Below are 14,926 nucleotides of genomic sequence, written 5' to 3' on the forward strand. Positions count from 1 at the left end.
TCATACAAAAATCACTCCTTCACCGGAGTGATTTTTTAATAGGATTGGGCTTGTGGAATCAAGACTTATCATATCTTGACTTAATAAATAAGATATATTTTATTTTTAACCATTTCATATAAATTTTAAAAATTACTTGTAAAATTGACAATTTTTGTTAATCATTTGACAATTATACATTATATCTTAGAAAATAAAATAAATATATTTACAGGAATAACCTCAAAAACTAATCGCTTCATATGAAAAGAAAACTACTCCTTTATTATTTAACTATTTTTCTATGTTTTTCAGGCCAGCTGTTTTCACAAACATATCAGCTTACAGGAAACCCCGTCAACACAACGGGCTGGGACCTTGTTTCAAATGCTGCTGTAGACACAGATTTTATAAGGCTTACAACTGATAACGGGAACCTGTATGGCGCTATAAAACTTGCCACTCCTATCACATTAAGTTATTGCGACAAATGGAAGGTAGAATTTGACTTTAGAATTGACGGAAACGGAACAACACAGTTCGGAAGAGGAGACGGATTTACTTTCTGGTATCTTGCCAATCCTCCGACAGGCTTCGTATCCGGTGGTGGACTAGGAATTCCCGGAAATGCTTCCGGATTAATGGTAGGATTTGATATTTTCAACAATACCACTGAAGGCCAGATGAGTAAAGTACATGTTCTTTACGGCACCAACAACACAGCCGGAAACAATATTGAATACAATACAACACCCGGCAGTACATTTCACTCTCCGGACCTCAACCCTACTCAGCCATTCGTAGGCCCAAACTATAAACACGTAGAAGTAAACGGGGAAACAGACCTTACCAACCCTACGAACTGGATCATTAAAATAAAAATTGACGGTGTTCTTATTACCGACCAGTCATTCGCTCCTTCAGGTGCTGCCATTGGAATGTCACAGGGATACTTTGGATTTTCGGCAGCTACAGGAGGTGCCAGCGCAAGACATTCCATCAAAAATGTAAAAGTGTTTGTAGATAAAGTTCCGATCCTGAATGCTACAGTAACTCCATTTGTATGTACCAATCCTGCAACCGGCACCGGAACTGTGGATCTAACGTCTTTCAATGCTCAGTTTGTCAATAATCCGGCAAATTACATATTCACTTATTATGTTTTAGGAAGCTCAACACCTATTGTCAATCCTTCAAATTTCCCGTATTCTGGCAACACCACAATTAAGGTGGTTATTAAAGATCCCAGCTCTACGCTTTGTGACAACGGAGACGGGGTCATTCAGCTAAACCCAACACCATTTGCAGCCACTGATGCTTCGCTTACGGGATGTAACAACAATAATGCAGGCACTGCAACATTTGACCTTACCACAGCTGCCTTAACAACTGTGCCCGGATGTACGATGGAATTCTACAATACAATGGCTGACCTGAATGCAGGGATCAACCAGATTCCCAATCCTACAGCTTACGCAACAGGACCAGCCATATTATTTGCAAAAGTGACGACTCCCCAAGGATGTGTAAGTGTTGCAAAAGTTACCTTGAGCCTGAACCCAGTTGTTGTCGTTACTGATACGTCATTGAGATCATGCTTCCTTGAAACCAATCCTTCATTGGGAATATTCAATTTAAGCAATGCTCCGGTTACAGTATTGACGGGGGCAATAAAAAAATACTATCCATCTCTTGCAGATGCTGAAAACGGAACCAATGAAATTTTAAATTTTCTGAGCTATACCGCTCCATCCGGAGTAATCTATGTAAAAGTGTTCAATGCGCAGGGATGTTATTCAATTGCAAAGGTAACCCTCACCGTTTTATCTCCGGTTTTATCCAGCATATTAAAGGATAAAATCATCTGTATTGAGGACAAAACCACCTTGGATGCAGGTCCTGGATTCAATGGCTACGAGTGGAGCACAGGAGCAACGACACAGGCTATCACCAATGTAGGCGTAGGAACTTACTGGGTAAAATTAAAAACCGGAGACTGTATTACGTTACAGACCGTAAAGGTATATGCTTCGGAACAGCCTGTGGTTACCAATATTGATATTTCAGGAAGCACAGTAACTGTTTTTGTTAATGGAGGAATGCCGCCTTACCAATATTCCATGGATAATATTCAATGGCAGGACTCTAATATATTCACTAATGTAACAAGAGGTGAAACTAAGATCTATGTAAAGGACAGCTATGATTGCGAGCCTATCCAGATCAACATCACGGTTCCTAACCTCATTAACGTCATCACTCCAAACGGCGACGGGGTAAATGATGCCATTGATTATTCGGCACTTTCCAACAAAAAGAATCTGGAAATCGGAATCTTCGACAGATATGGCTATAAGCTTTTCCAAGCTGATAAATCCAACAGATATGTATGGGACGGCACTACCAACGGAAGCAAAAAAGTTCCTACAGGAAATTACTGGTACTCTATCTCATGGAACGAAAACAACAGCAAGAACACTCCTATTAAATTCTCGGGCTGGATCATGGTAAAAAACAGAGAATAAAGTAAAACTGATTATTTTTTTAATACCGGATCACTCCAAATTTGGAGTGATCTTTTTTTTACTTTCGTAAAAAGAGATATTTCATTATAAACGCACTTTATTCGCATTCTATTCTTAAATTTGTCCTATGAATTATTTGGAAGCTTTAAGCAGAAGATATTCTGTGAAAAAATTTAATCATGAGATTATTCCTCAGGATATCCTTCACAATATTCTTGAGTCGGGAAAACTTTCTGCCAGTTCGCTTGGGCTTCAGCCTTACAAAATACTGGTAGTGGAAAGCGAGGAAATGAAGCAGAAACTGATTCCGGCTTTTTATAATCCTTCACAGGTTTCCACCTGTTCGCACCTTATCGTTATCATTTCCAAGAAAACTATTGAGGAAAACTATATTCACGGTTATTTTAATCACATTTCCGAGGTAAGGAAGACTCCTGTTGAAAAACTTGACCTGTTCAGAAAAAGCATTAATCAGCATATCACCCAAAAAACACAGGATGAAATTTTCAACTGGGCAGAAAAGCAGTCTTATATAGTACTGGCCAATCTGATGTATGCCGCCGCTATTGAAAATATAGATTCCTGTCCTATGGAAGGCTTCCGGCAGGATCTGATAGAAGAGATTCTGGACATCAATCCTGAGACAGAAAAAGTAACCGTCACTCTGGCTGTAGGTTACCGTTCTGAAGAAGATCATTTTCAACATATGAAAAAAGTAAGAAAACCAAACGAAAAATTGTTTAAATTTATTTAATATTTAAACGATTGTACCTAAAGCAAGCATATGATAAAAGCGGATGTATTAGTAATTGGTTCCGGCATCTCGGGACTTTCCTATGCCATTAAAGTTTCTGAACAGCTCCCCGACGCCAAGATCATCATCGTAACAAAATCCGACGAAGACGAAAGCAACACCAAATATGCACAGGGCGGACTGGCTGTAGTCACAGACCTTAAAAATGATAATTTCGAAAAACATATCGAAGATACCATGCGTGCCGGGGACGGGGAAAACAAACGCAATGTTGTAGAAATGGTCGTAAGGGAAGCTCCCACAAGATTCAATGAAATAGTAGAATGGGGCGCCAATTTCGATATGAAAAACGGAGAATTTGCTTTGGGAAGAGAAGGCGGCCACACTGAAAACAGAATCGTTCACCATAAAGATATTACCGGATTCGAGATCGAAAGAGCTCTTTTGGCAACGGCCAACAGCAGCCCGAATATTGAGATCCTTGACCATCATTATGTTATTGATATCATCACCCAGCACCATGTTCCGGGAAAAGAAGTAAGCGATGGTGACATTAATTGCTACGGCGCCTATATTCTTGATGAAAAATCAAAAAAGATTAAAAAGATCACTTCCAAAATAACATTGGTTGCTACAGGCGGTGCAGGACATGTTTATAAAAATACAACAAATCCTACCATTGCTACCGGAGACGGAATTGCTTTTGTAGCCCGTGCAAAGGGCAAAGTTTCCAATATGCAGTACTACCAGTTTCATCCAACAGCCCTGTACAGCAAGATCAACGGAATGCTTTTCCTTATTTCTGAAGCGGTCCGGGGAGATGGTGCCAAATTAAGGACTAAAAAAGGTGAAAAATTCATGCACAAGTATGATGAACGTGAAGAATTAGCCTCCAGAGATATTGTAGCCAGGGCCATTGATAATGAGATGAAGATTTCCGGTGATGAATTTGCCGGTCTTGACTGCCGCGATATGGATCATGAAAAATTCCTGGAACATTTCCCGAACATTTATAAAAAATGTAAAGAAGAAGGAATTGATCCTTTCATTCAATTGATTCCTATAGTACCCGCATGCCATTATCTTATGGGTGGTATTGAAGTCGACAGTGACGGACAGTCTTCTATCCGCAATCTTTTTGCAGTGGGAGAATGTACCAATTCCGGGTTGCATGGTGCGAACAGGCTTGCATCAAACTCATTACTGGAAGGCTTGGTTTTCGGACATAATGCTGCTATAAAAACAGTTGCTCTGCTTAATGAAAACAACTTCAACTTTGATGATCTTAAAGCCGTTCCGGAATGGAACGAGGAAGGCATGAAGATCATGGACGAGATGGTTATCATAAGCTACCTCAGAAAACAGCTTCAGGAAATGATGAGCGATCTTGTAGGTATCGTGAGAAGCAACAGACGTCTGAACATGGCTTTACAGAAGCATCAGGAGATTGCAGCAGCTGTGGACGAGATTTACCACTATTCTATTCTTTCACCGCAACTATCTGAATTAAGAAACCTGACAACTGTTGCCCACCTCATTATTACCCAATCTATGGAAATGACTGAAAATAAAGGCGCATTTTATAATAAAGACTTAGCTTAAAACATATATAATGAAAAGACCAGCGTACGCTACAGATAAAGTATTAAAAGCATTCATCAAAAATGCCCTGGAAGAAGACATTCAGGATGGCGACCATTCTACTCTTTCCACCATTCCGAAGAACCTGGAGCAGAGCGCCAAACTTTTGGTCAAGCAAGACTGTATTTTAGCAGGTGTTGAGCTGGCTGAAATTATTTTTAAAACTTTTGATAAGGATTTAAAAGTTGAAACCTTCCTTAAGGATGGAGAAGCAGCTAAAGTCGGTGACGTGGCCTTAACGGTAACTGGGAGCGCAAGGTCAATCCTCTCAACAGAAAGGCTTGTTTTAAATTGTATGCAGAGAATGAGCGGAATAGCAACCCTTACCCATGACTGGGATTCCCGACTGGTAGGAACGAAAACAAAACTTTTAGATACCCGAAAAACAACTCCTAATTTCAGAGTATGTGAAAAGTGGGCTGTAGCCATTGGCGGCGGAACCAATCACAGGTATGGCTTATATGATATGATTATGCTGAAAGATAACCACATCGACTATAACGGAAGTATTACGAATGCCGTAAAAATGGCAAAAGATTATGTTAAGAATACAAAGAAAAAATTAAAGATTGAGGTTGAGACAAGAAATCTGGAAGAAGTAAAAGAAGCCATCAAAGCAAAAGTAGACAGAATCATGCTTGACAATATGAATGTAGCTATGATGAAGCAGGCAGTAGAAATGATCAATGGCTCTTGTGAGTCTGAAGCCTCAGGTGGAATTACCCGTGATATGTTAAAAGAAATTGCCTCTACCGGGGTCACTTATATCTCTGCCGGAGCCCTTACCCACTCGGCCGAAAATATAGATTTGAGTCTCAAAGCCGTGAAATAGCGTTATATTTTTAATAAAAAGAGTCTCTATTTATTAAAAACTCAATAATATGATTTTTTTCATATAAAAATTCAATTTTTAACTACAGGCCTGAAAATCAATACATTGAACCTTATTAAGATTGAGTAAAAATTAACATACAGTTAATATTAGTTAAATTTTATTTCGCGAATTTTGCAGAAAATTAAATCTAACTATTACTAACGATTATGAAATTAATCAACAAATCGATGCTATCCGTAGTAATTACATTATCTACAGCTAGTGTTTATTATGCTCAACAAGTTCAGGATACAGTAAAAACAACATCCAATGACATTGAACAAGTTGTATTAACTGGTGTTGCCGATATCGCCAAAGATAGAAAAACACCAGTAGCAGTTTCAACAATTAAAGAAGCACAAATTGTTGAAAGATTAGGAAATCAGGAGTTCCCTGAAATTCTAAATACTACTCCATCTGTATATGCTACAAAAAGTGGAGGTGGCTTTGGAGACAGTAAAATAGGAATTCGAGGGTTTGATCAGATCAATATCGCTGTAATGGTGAATGGTATGCCAGTAAACGACATGGAAAACGGTGCCGTATACTGGTCTAACTGGGCAGGTCTTTCTGATGTTACCTCTGCGTTACAGGTTCAAAGAGGACTTGGATCATCAAAGCTTGCAATTGCGTCTGTGGGAGGAACAATTAATGTTCTGACAAGAGCTGCCGATAAAAAAGCAGGAGGTAATATTACATTAGGATTAGGTAATGACGGTTATTACAAAACATCTTTTGCTTACAATACTGGCAAGTCTTCAAAGGGATGGTCGTCTTCTTTCTTAATGTCTAGGACAGCAGGAAGTACTTATGCAGATGGAACTAAATTTGAAGGATATAACTATTACTTCGCTTTAGGTTACCAACCAAGTGCGAAGCATGATTTTCAGTTTACTATAACAGGTGCTCCACAATGGCACAACCAAAGGTCTTACCAGATTAAACTTTCAGAACTTTTAAAATATGGGAAAGACGGTAAGCCGAACAGAAGATATAATGCGGATTGGGGATATTTAAACGGTGAGGAGTTTGCTAACAGAGGAAACTATTACCATAAGCCAGTAATGTCTTTAAACTGGGACTATAAGATAAGTCCATCTTCTAAATTAAATACTGTTGCTTATGCGTCCTTTGGTAGAGGTGCAGGGACTGGAGATCTAGGAAGTGTAGGCGGAAAAAGATTAAGTAATTTTAACAGAACACAAAACGGATTAATAGATTTTGATGCAATTTATGCAGCAAACCAAGCCTCAAATCCTGATGCAGGACAATTAATCCGAAGATCTTCTGTCAACTCTCATAACTGGTTCGGTTTAATCTCAAGCTTTAACCATAAAATTAATGAAAATTTTAATTTTAGCGTTGGTATTGACACAAGATATTATAAAGGATATCATTATCAAGTCGTAAGTGATTTATTAGGAGCTTCTGCGTATAAAGATACTGCAAACAAGAATATTCCTGCAAACTATGTTTCAACTGCTTATGCACTTAAACCAAACTGGAATCCTTTTGGAGGAAAAACAGAGCCGATGAATGAAAGAATTGGTTATAGTAATGACGGAGAAGTTCTTTGGTACGGAGGTTTTGGTCAAATAGAGTATTCTAATGATAAGTTATCTTTGTTTGCACAAGGAGCCGTTTCAAATCAAGCTTTTCAAAGAGTTGACGAATTTATTAAGGACGGTACAGCTATCACTGGAGGGGTGCTAAAAACTAAAACAGGATTTAAGGATATTGTTGGTTACAATTTAAAAGCAGGTGCTAATTATAACATCAATGATCATCATAATGTCTTTGCTAATATTGGTTATTATTCTAAGCAACCTTTCTTCAATGCTGTTTATCCTAACAACCAAAACTTGATTAACCCTTATCTAACTAATGAAAAAATATTTGGTCTGGAAGCCGGATATGGTTTCCGTTCTTCATTCTTCAATGCGAATATTAACTTATACAGAACATCATGGAAAGATAGATTCCAAAGAAGAAGTGAAACAGTTAATGGAGTAAGAGGTTATTCAAACATTACTGGAATTACAGAAATCCACCAAGGTATTGAAATTGATATGAACGCCAAAATCAATGATATGATTTCATTAACAGGGATGTTCTCTCTTGGAGATTGGAAATATGAAGGAAATGCCCAAGGTAATTTATTTAATGATAATAATGAACCTATGGATGCTAATGGTAACACAGTATCAGAAGCTGCTACATCTATTTTATACTTAGACAAGGTTAAAGTTGGTAATTATGCACAGACAACAGCAGCTTTAGGTGTCGATCTTAAACCATTCAAAAACTTTAAATTTAACGCTCAATACAGATATAATGCTAATCTTTATGCAAACTTGAATGTGCTTGATTTCAGAACACAAGATGCTGGTGAAAAAGGCGCATTAAAATTACCTAGCTTTGGTCTGGTTGATTTAGGAGCATCTTATGTAATTCCTGTTAATACAAAACAGTCATTTACAATCAGAGCCAATGTATATAACTTATTTGATACATTCTACATCCAAGACTCTTATACTAATATCCACCAAGGGACATCTAAAGCCACAGGAACATTATATGACGGTATTGATGTGGCAAATGAGGTATTTTACGGTTTCGGAACTACTTGGGCTGCTTCATTATCATTCAACTTCTAATAACATCACAATATTAGATTTTATAAATATCTATCCCGGCTTTTCGCCGGGATTTTTGCTATATTTGTGTACAAAAAATTGAATATGGATTTTTACAAGATTTTGCTTAATGCACACAAAGGATTTGGATACCTTGAACTTCTTTTGGTCTCATTATTTATTATTGCCCTTTTAGCCACAATGTTTGGTTTCAGTGGTAAAGTGAACAAATTTTTAAAGAAGACTACCCTCTTTACGATGATTTTCTTCCATGTTCAGTTTTTAATAGGGATCATCATGTTGGTGATTAATTTCACTAAAGGATTGGATATGGGATCAGTAATGAAAAATGCTGACTTAAGATTCCAGTATGTAGAGCACCCATTTTCTATGCTGATTGCAGCAGTATTGATGACCATCATCAATAAAAAAGTGAAGTCTAATGATACTATTTCTCTGGGAATTGTGATCATGGGTCTTATCGCTGCAGGTTTATTTGCATTTGCCTTCCCCTGGACAAGAGTCTTCGGGGCCTAAAACATAAAAAATAAGTTATCAATGATGAGTTATAACTTTGTAATAGTTTAACCTTAAATTTTTTAATTAAATCAATGAAAGTAGCTGTAGTCGGTTCAACAGGAATGGTTGGACAAGTTATGCTGAAAGTTTTGGAAGAAAGAAACTTCCCTGTAACAGAATTAATTCCGGTAGCATCCGAAAGATCTGTAGGCAAGAAGGTGAAGTATAAACAGGAAGAATTTACCATCGTAAGCATGAAAGACGCTATAGCTGCCAAACCGGATATTGCCATTTTTTCTGCCGGAGGATCTACTTCTCTTGAATTCGCACCACTTTTTGCTGAAGCCGGCACCACTGTGATTGACAATTCTTCAGCATGGAGAATGGATCCTACCAAAAAGCTGGTTGTTCCGGAAATTAATGCCAATGTCCTGACTAAAGAAGACAAGATCATTGCCAATCCCAACTGCTCTACCATTCAGCTGGTAATGGTTCTGGGCCCATTGAATAAAAAGTATGACCTGAAAAGAGTGGTTGTTTCTACGTACCAGTCTGTAACAGGAACAGGAAAAGCTGCTGTAGATCAGCTTAATGCTGAAATCAAAGGTGATGATTCCGTTGCCAAAGTATATCCGAACCAGATCTTCAAAAATGCTTTACCCCACTGTGACGTTTTCGCAGATGATGATTATACCAAGGAAGAAATTAAATTAATGAAAGAACCTAAAAAAATCTTAGGTGATGATACATTTAATTTAACGGCAACTGCAGTAAGAGTCCCTGTTCAGGGAGGTCACTCTGAAAGTGTAAATATTGAGTTTGAAAATGAATTCGAAGTGGATGAAGTAAGGAAAATTTTGTCAGAAACTCCGGGAGTAATTGTACTGGACGATGTTAAGAACAACATATATCCCATGCCGCTGTACTCCGAAGGTAAAGATGAAGTTTTCGTCGGCAGGATAAGACGGGATCTTTCACAGCCCAAAACACTGAACCTCTGGATCGTAGCAGACAATCTGCGAAAAGGAGCCGCAACGAACGCTGTACAGATTGCAGAATACCTTGTCGCAAACAACTTAGTTTAAACTAACAAAATAAAAAAGAGTCTCAGAATTGAGATTCTTTTTTTTATCAAACTATGGAAAATAAAAAGACCATTACCCACAAAAACAAAATAGGATTTCAAAAGCTGATTGCCGCTTTTGGGCTTATTCTTTTTGTAGGAAAGATTATTGCCTGGAAACTTACTAACTCAGATGCTGTTTTTTCCGATGCCATGGAAAGCGTAGTGAATGTTATCAGTGCGTTTATGGGGCTTTACTCCCTCCATCTTGCCGCAAAACCCAAAGACGAAGACCACCCTTATGGCCACGGAAAAGTAGAATTTGTAACAGCCGGTATTGAAGGAGCTTTAATAGCCATTGCGGGCATCATGATCATCTATGAAGGCGTCAACAGCCTTGTTGTAGGAAAAACACTGAGCAAAATAGATCTGGGAATATGGATCATTGCTGCAACCGCTGTTGTTAATTATCTCCTGGGATATATTTCCATTAAAAAAGGACAGGCAGAAAACTCGCTGGTTCTTGTATCATCAGGAAAACATCTTCAGTCTGATACCATCACGACATTAGGCGTTGTAATAAGCTTGGTTATTGTTTATTTCACTAAAATTTACTGGCTTGATTCAGTTGTGGCTCTTATTTTTGGATTTTACATCATCTATGTCGGCTATAAGATTGTCAGAAAATCTCTAAGTGGTATTATGGACGAACAGGACCCTGATCTCCTTAACCAAATTATCAGAGTACTCGAAGAGAACAGAAAAATAGAATGGATCGATGTTCACAATATGAAAATCCAGCAATTCGGCGCCAATCTCCATATTGATGCCCATATTACTTTACCTTGGTACTATAGCCTTCGTGAAGCTCACAATGAAATGGAAAAAATGATTCTTCTTTTAGCTAAAAACACAAAAAGAAGTGTAGAATTCAATTTCCATATGGACGACTGCAAAACAGTATCATGCCCTGTATGCCAGATCAAAGACTGCCCTGTCCGCGAAAAAGATTTTGTAAAAAGAGTAGAATGGACCCCGGAAAATGTTACCAGTATAGACAAACATACCATAGACTAAGCTTGAGAGTCAGAGCGTTTTCGAGTTTACTGGTTTACAATAAGTAATTAATGAATTATCATCTAATGTCTTAGCCCATTCACGATTCACTTGCGAAGCAACATTCACAATTGACATTTTCCAATCTTAACCTTATTCTAAAACTTGGGCAACTTGTACGTTAATGAGTCTTCCCGTCTATTCGCCTGTTTTTTCTAACTGCTTTCTATAATAAAACATGGGAACAATTAAAAGCAAAGCCAGCGGCTGGATTACAAACCTTCTCATATAAAAAGAGAAAAGATACCCTATCTCGAACTTATCATGTATACAGTAAAGATAGATGGGGAAAGTAATAGCAAAAATAATGATAATCAGCAATGCTCCCTGCGCCGTCCACCGGCGGTTTTTAAAAAGACATTGAATGATCAGGCATGAAAAAGCAAGATTAAGCATAAATCTGAAAAGATGCCCTGCAATTAATTTTCCCCATTCAAACCGGGGAAATGCAATGTTTTTAATAGCTTCATGAAAATATTCAAGAAAAGGATCATAGAAAATTTTGCCTTCAAGCATCCGCACACTTATAAGACCGCAGATTCCTGCTATCACCAAAAGCCAGTTAAGAATTTTCATTTTTTAAAGCAAAGAATTTGATCCACACCAGCCAAAGAACCACAACAGTTCCGTAAATAACTGCCGGAAAAATAAAATCATGGAATATTTTTCCATATTCCTGATGATCTACCATAACGATATTCAGTCCTACGATTCGCAGGAGATTCATAATGTAAAGCAAAACAAGCCCGGCCAAAGCAAAAATATACGTTTTAGCACCTTTATAAAATGCAAAAACGAAGGCTATAAATAAGATCATGACGGAAACAGCATTACACCCTTCCACCATTCTCGTTACGTAATTTTTCTTTACATAAAACCAAACCTGCTCATTTTTCACATCATCATACAGCAGTGTAGGAAATCCCGCAGCATTTTGAATGGATGCAACCTGATCGGCGATCATGCGGGAAAAAGAATCCAGCCCATTGGCCTTACCGCTGTTCAGATAAAACTGGTACCCTAGAAGCAGCACCAGGTAGATAACGATGAACCTCAGCAAAATGTTTAAAACCGGTTTAAAATCCTTTAACATACTGCAAAGATAGAAATTAGACTGATACTTAGGTTAATAAATATTTGATTTCAGATTTCAGACACAAGATTTTAGATTTTACAAAATAATTTAAATCGCATCAACTCTTAATCATCATCCAGAACTCCAAATCCTCTGATAATCCTACTCCAACTCTAATACTCTCAAACCCTCAAACAACCAAAACAACCAGAACAACAAACTCCCATTAAATTAGTATATTTGTTTCCATATTATGACTTCCGAAAACGCAAAACGATTTTTTGAAAATTATCTGGGTGAACCATCTACTGAGTTCGTTACGCTGGCTCAAAGTGGTTCCGCGAGGATGAATTTTCTGGCCAAATCCAACACCGGGAAATATATTGTCACCAGCAATGAAAATATCCCGGAAAACGAAAGCTTCCTTTATTATTCTGAAATCTTTTCAGAGCTTAGCCTAAACACCCCTGATATTTTTGCTGTTTCAGATAACAGAAAGATTTATATACAGGAATTTCTCGGAGAACAGACCCTTTCAGACGTTATCGCAGCAGAAGGGCTTTCCAATAACGTAAGAACATTGGTAAAGCAAACACTAGAAAAGCTTTTCCAGCTTCAGATCCGGACTCAGGGGAAGATTGATTTTTCAAAAACTTTTGAATATGAAAGGTATGACGAGCTTCCAGTTATCCATGATCTGTATTATTTTAAAAATTTTGTAGCTGATGTTTTGGAACTGCAATATCGTAAATCTGTCTTACTGAAAGAATTTAAACAGATTTCCCAACTTATTGAAGATCTTGAACCCAAAGGAATTATGATCCGCGATTTTCAGGCAAGGAATATTATGGTGAATGAAGATCGTAAAGTTTCGTTTATCGATTACCAATCTGCTATGGAAGGACCATTGATATATGATGTAATCTCTTTCCTTTTCCAGGCTAAGGCAAATTTCCCGGAAGATTTTAAAAATGAGATGCTTGATTATTATATCGGACAGTTTGAAAACGAAGCGGTTCAACATCAACTAAAAGAATCGGTGAAACCAATTCAAATGATGAGATTTCTGCAGGTACTTGGAGCCTATGGCTTCAGAGGGCTGATTCAAAGGAAGCAACATTTTATGGCAAGCCTTGAAAAAGGCATTCAAAACATCACCCATTTTACTCAAACCTGGGAATATATGAAGGGCTATCCGGAACTGAAGAAAGTGATAGAACAACTGTCTTCGGAAGAATCAAAATTGAAAATTAATGCTATTTTGAATCATTAAGATTTATTTAGTTGTTTAAGAGTATTAAGCTTATGACAAAGAAAGAAGTTACACAATTATCACATGAAATTACGGGCTTTGCTATTAAAGTACATAAAGTTCTTGGTCCCCGTCTTCCGGAAAGTGTTTATGAAGAATGTTTAAAGATTAAGCTCATTAAAAGATATTCCTGACTAAATTTTGATTTATCAAAATCTTAACTTACCTTAAAAAACTAAATAAATCTTAATGGTTTTTAAATAAAAAATATAAATAATGCTACACATCGATATACACAGTTTTTCATACAAAAAAGGAGGAATTCCTAAGGACAATTCAGGAAACGGTGGAGGTTTTACCTTCGACTGCAGAGGAATTTTAAATCCGGGAAGAATTGAAGAATACAAAATCCAAACAGGTAATGACATTGGGGTCCAGGAGTATCTTGAGACAAAAACAGAAATGCCGAAATTTCTCGAACTGGTAAAATCCATTATTTCAATCAATATCGACAATTATCTGGAAAGAGGTTTTGAAGATCTTCAGATCAATTTCGGATGTACAGGAGGGCAGCACAGATCTGTATATTCTGCGATCAAGATTGCCGAATTCATCAAAGAAAAATATCCTGAAGGAATAGAAATAAGCCTTCACCACGATGAACAGCACCAACTGAATATAAGTAATGGATATTGAACAATAAGTAATATTTTTACTTGTTCATCTACTTCTGAAATTACTCATTACTAATCACTCATTATCTATACTATATGAAAGCTTTAATTTTCGCAGCCGGAAAAGGCACAAGGCTCAAACCTTTTACAGACAACCATCCAAAAGCACTGGTTCCTGTAAACGGCATACCGCTTTTGGAAAGAAATATCAATTATCTTAAAGGCTTCGGAATAAAAGATTTTGTGATCAATATCCATCATTTTGGAAATCAGATTGTTGAATTTTTAAATAAAAACAGTAATTTCGGATGCAGTATTGAAATCTCAGATGAGACGGATGAGCTGCTGGAAACCGGTGGCGGCTTGATTTTTGCTAGAAGATTCCTCGATCACGGGGAAGATTTTCTGATCATGAACGCGGATATCTTAACGAATATCAATATTGATGCTCTTGTTGAATACCATAAAAAGATAAAAGATTTCGCTACTTTAGCGGTTTCTGATAGAGACAGCTCCAGAAAGCTGCTTTTCAATGATGATATGGTTTTGAGAGGCTGGCTTAATGTACAGTCGGGAGAACAGAGGCTTGCGGAATTCAACAAAGGCTTTAAGGCTCTTGCCTTCAGTGGTGTTCACTGTATCAACCCTGCTATCTTTGAAAAAATAAAGAGAACCGGCAAGTTTTCTGTTATGGAGGAATATCTTGACCTGATGCAGACTGAACATATTCACGGATTTGTACATGACAGCATTCTGATAGATGTCGGAAGACCGGAATCTGTAATAGAAGCCGAGAAATATTTTAAATAATTTTTGCA

14 protein-coding genes are annotated in these 14,926 nt (G+C 37.4%); 12 read left to right on the plus strand and 2 right to left on the minus strand.

Translation table 11 applies throughout. The features are described 5' to 3' along the window. Positions 1-242: 242 nt before the first annotated feature. The 8 genes from DRF60_RS00620 (at position 243) to DRF60_RS00655 (ending at position 11,068) form a co-directional block, all read left to right on the plus strand. Positions 243-2,504 carry a T9SS type B sorting domain-containing protein gene (locus DRF60_RS00620; RefSeq protein WP_116010199.1) on the plus strand — a complete coding sequence of 754 codons (2,262 nt, stop codon included), beginning with the start codon at positions 243-245 and terminating at the stop codon, positions 2,502-2,504. Between the two features lie 127 nt (positions 2,505-2,631). Further along, positions 2,632-3,258, plus strand: coding sequence for an NAD(P)H-dependent oxidoreductase (locus DRF60_RS00625; protein ID WP_116010200.1), 627 nt, complete (start codon positions 2,632-2,634; stop codon positions 3,256-3,258). Between the two features lie 30 nt (positions 3,259-3,288). Then, positions 3,289-4,860: an L-aspartate oxidase gene (gene nadB / locus DRF60_RS00630; RefSeq protein ID WP_116010201.1), complete on the plus strand. Its 1,572-nt coding sequence runs from the start codon at positions 3,289-3,291 to the stop codon at positions 4,858-4,860. A 10-nt stretch (positions 4,861-4,870) separates the two neighbouring features. Beyond that, positions 4,871-5,731, plus strand: coding sequence for a carboxylating nicotinate-nucleotide diphosphorylase (gene nadC / locus DRF60_RS00635; RefSeq protein ID WP_116010202.1), 861 nt, complete (start codon positions 4,871-4,873; stop codon positions 5,729-5,731). Between the two features lie 209 nt (positions 5,732-5,940). Then, on the plus strand, positions 5,941-8,430 hold the full coding sequence (locus tag DRF60_RS00640; RefSeq protein WP_116010203.1) for a TonB-dependent receptor: 2,490 nt from the start codon (positions 5,941-5,943) through the stop codon (positions 8,428-8,430). Between the two features lie 84 nt (positions 8,431-8,514). Further along, positions 8,515-8,946 (plus strand): hypothetical protein, encoded by a 432-nt coding sequence (locus DRF60_RS00645; protein ID WP_040993398.1) that lies wholly within the window; start codon positions 8,515-8,517, stop codon positions 8,944-8,946. 74 nt (positions 8,947-9,020) lie between these two features. Then, on the plus strand, positions 9,021-10,013 hold the full coding sequence (locus DRF60_RS00650; protein WP_116010204.1) for an aspartate-semialdehyde dehydrogenase: 993 nt from the start codon (positions 9,021-9,023) through the stop codon (positions 10,011-10,013). Between the two features lie 53 nt (positions 10,014-10,066). Next, complete coding sequence (locus DRF60_RS00655; RefSeq protein ID WP_116010205.1) at positions 10,067-11,068, plus strand: cation diffusion facilitator family transporter; 1,002 nt, start codon at positions 10,067-10,069, stop codon at positions 11,066-11,068. Between the two features lie 177 nt (positions 11,069-11,245). Here the strand turns inward: DRF60_RS00655 and DRF60_RS00660 are convergent, their stop codons facing one another. Next, on the minus strand, positions 11,246-11,683 hold the full coding sequence (locus tag DRF60_RS00660; RefSeq protein WP_116010206.1) for an exosortase F system-associated membrane protein: 438 nt from the start codon (positions 11,681-11,683) through the stop codon (positions 11,246-11,248). Continuing rightward, entirely contained in the window at positions 11,670-12,200 is a 531-nt protein-coding gene (gene xrtF, locus DRF60_RS00665; protein WP_116010207.1) for an exosortase family protein XrtF, read from the minus strand. The genes DRF60_RS00660 and xrtF overlap by 14 nt, the downstream gene beginning before the upstream one ends. 235 nt (positions 12,201-12,435) lie before the next feature. Here xrtF and DRF60_RS00670 point away from each other — a divergent pair, with 235 nt between their 5' ends. The 4 genes from DRF60_RS00670 to DRF60_RS00685 all read left to right on the plus strand — a co-directional run bounded on the left by DRF60_RS00670 (position 12,436) and on the right by DRF60_RS00685 (position 14,918). Continuing rightward, positions 12,436-13,455: an aminoglycoside phosphotransferase family protein gene (locus DRF60_RS00670; RefSeq protein ID WP_116010208.1), complete on the plus strand. Its 1,020-nt coding sequence runs from the start codon at positions 12,436-12,438 to the stop codon at positions 13,453-13,455. A gap of 32 nt (positions 13,456-13,487) precedes the next feature. Continuing rightward, positions 13,488-13,628, plus strand: a complete 141-nt coding sequence (locus tag DRF60_RS00675) for a GxxExxY protein (protein ID WP_238639942.1) — start codon at positions 13,488-13,490, stop codon at positions 13,626-13,628. Positions 13,629-13,710: 82 nt separating this feature from the next. Then, the gene (locus DRF60_RS00680) at positions 13,711-14,130 is read left to right on the plus strand and encodes a RapZ C-terminal domain-containing protein (RefSeq protein WP_116010209.1); all 420 of its coding nucleotides are present in this window, start codon (positions 13,711-13,713) and stop codon (positions 14,128-14,130) included. 74 nt (positions 14,131-14,204) lie between these two features. Then, entirely contained in the window at positions 14,205-14,918 is a 714-nt protein-coding gene (locus DRF60_RS00685) for a nucleotidyltransferase family protein (RefSeq protein WP_116010210.1), read from the plus strand. The last annotated feature ends 8 nt before the right edge of the window (positions 14,919-14,926 follow it).

It is taken from the genome of Chryseobacterium elymi, from assembly GCF_003385495.1.
Classification (GTDB): domain Bacteria; phylum Bacteroidota; class Bacteroidia; order Flavobacteriales; family Weeksellaceae; genus Chryseobacterium; species Chryseobacterium elymi.

Coding starts and splice junctions, on each gene's coding strand:
- DRF60_RS00620 (WP_116010199.1), top strand. CDS start 243: ATGAAAAGAAAACTACTCCTTTATTATTTAACTATTTTTCTATGTTTT.
- DRF60_RS00625 (WP_116010200.1), top strand. CDS start 2,632: ATGAATTATTTGGAAGCTTTAAGCAGAAGATATTCTGTGAAAAAATTT.
- nadB (WP_116010201.1), top strand. CDS start 3,289: ATGATAAAAGCGGATGTATTAGTAATTGGTTCCGGCATCTCGGGACTT.
- nadC (WP_116010202.1), top strand. CDS start 4,871: ATGAAAAGACCAGCGTACGCTACAGATAAAGTATTAAAAGCATTCATC.
- DRF60_RS00640 (WP_116010203.1), top strand. CDS start 5,941: ATGAAATTAATCAACAAATCGATGCTATCCGTAGTAATTACATTATCT.
- DRF60_RS00645 (WP_040993398.1), top strand. CDS start 8,515: ATGGATTTTTACAAGATTTTGCTTAATGCACACAAAGGATTTGGATAC.
- DRF60_RS00650 (WP_116010204.1), top strand. CDS start 9,021: ATGAAAGTAGCTGTAGTCGGTTCAACAGGAATGGTTGGACAAGTTATG.
- DRF60_RS00655 (WP_116010205.1), top strand. CDS start 10,067: ATGGAAAATAAAAAGACCATTACCCACAAAAACAAAATAGGATTTCAA.
- DRF60_RS00660 (WP_116010206.1), bottom strand. CDS start 11,683: ATGAAAATTCTTAACTGGCTTTTGGTGATAGCAGGAATCTGCGGTCTT.
- xrtF (WP_116010207.1), bottom strand. CDS start 12,200: ATGTTAAAGGATTTTAAACCGGTTTTAAACATTTTGCTGAGGTTCATC.
- DRF60_RS00670 (WP_116010208.1), top strand. CDS start 12,436: ATGACTTCCGAAAACGCAAAACGATTTTTTGAAAATTATCTGGGTGAA.
- DRF60_RS00675 (WP_238639942.1), top strand. CDS start 13,488: ATGACAAAGAAAGAAGTTACACAATTATCACATGAAATTACGGGCTTT.
- DRF60_RS00680 (WP_116010209.1), top strand. CDS start 13,711: ATGCTACACATCGATATACACAGTTTTTCATACAAAAAAGGAGGAATT.
- DRF60_RS00685 (WP_116010210.1), top strand. CDS start 14,205: ATGAAAGCTTTAATTTTCGCAGCCGGAAAAGGCACAAGGCTCAAACCT.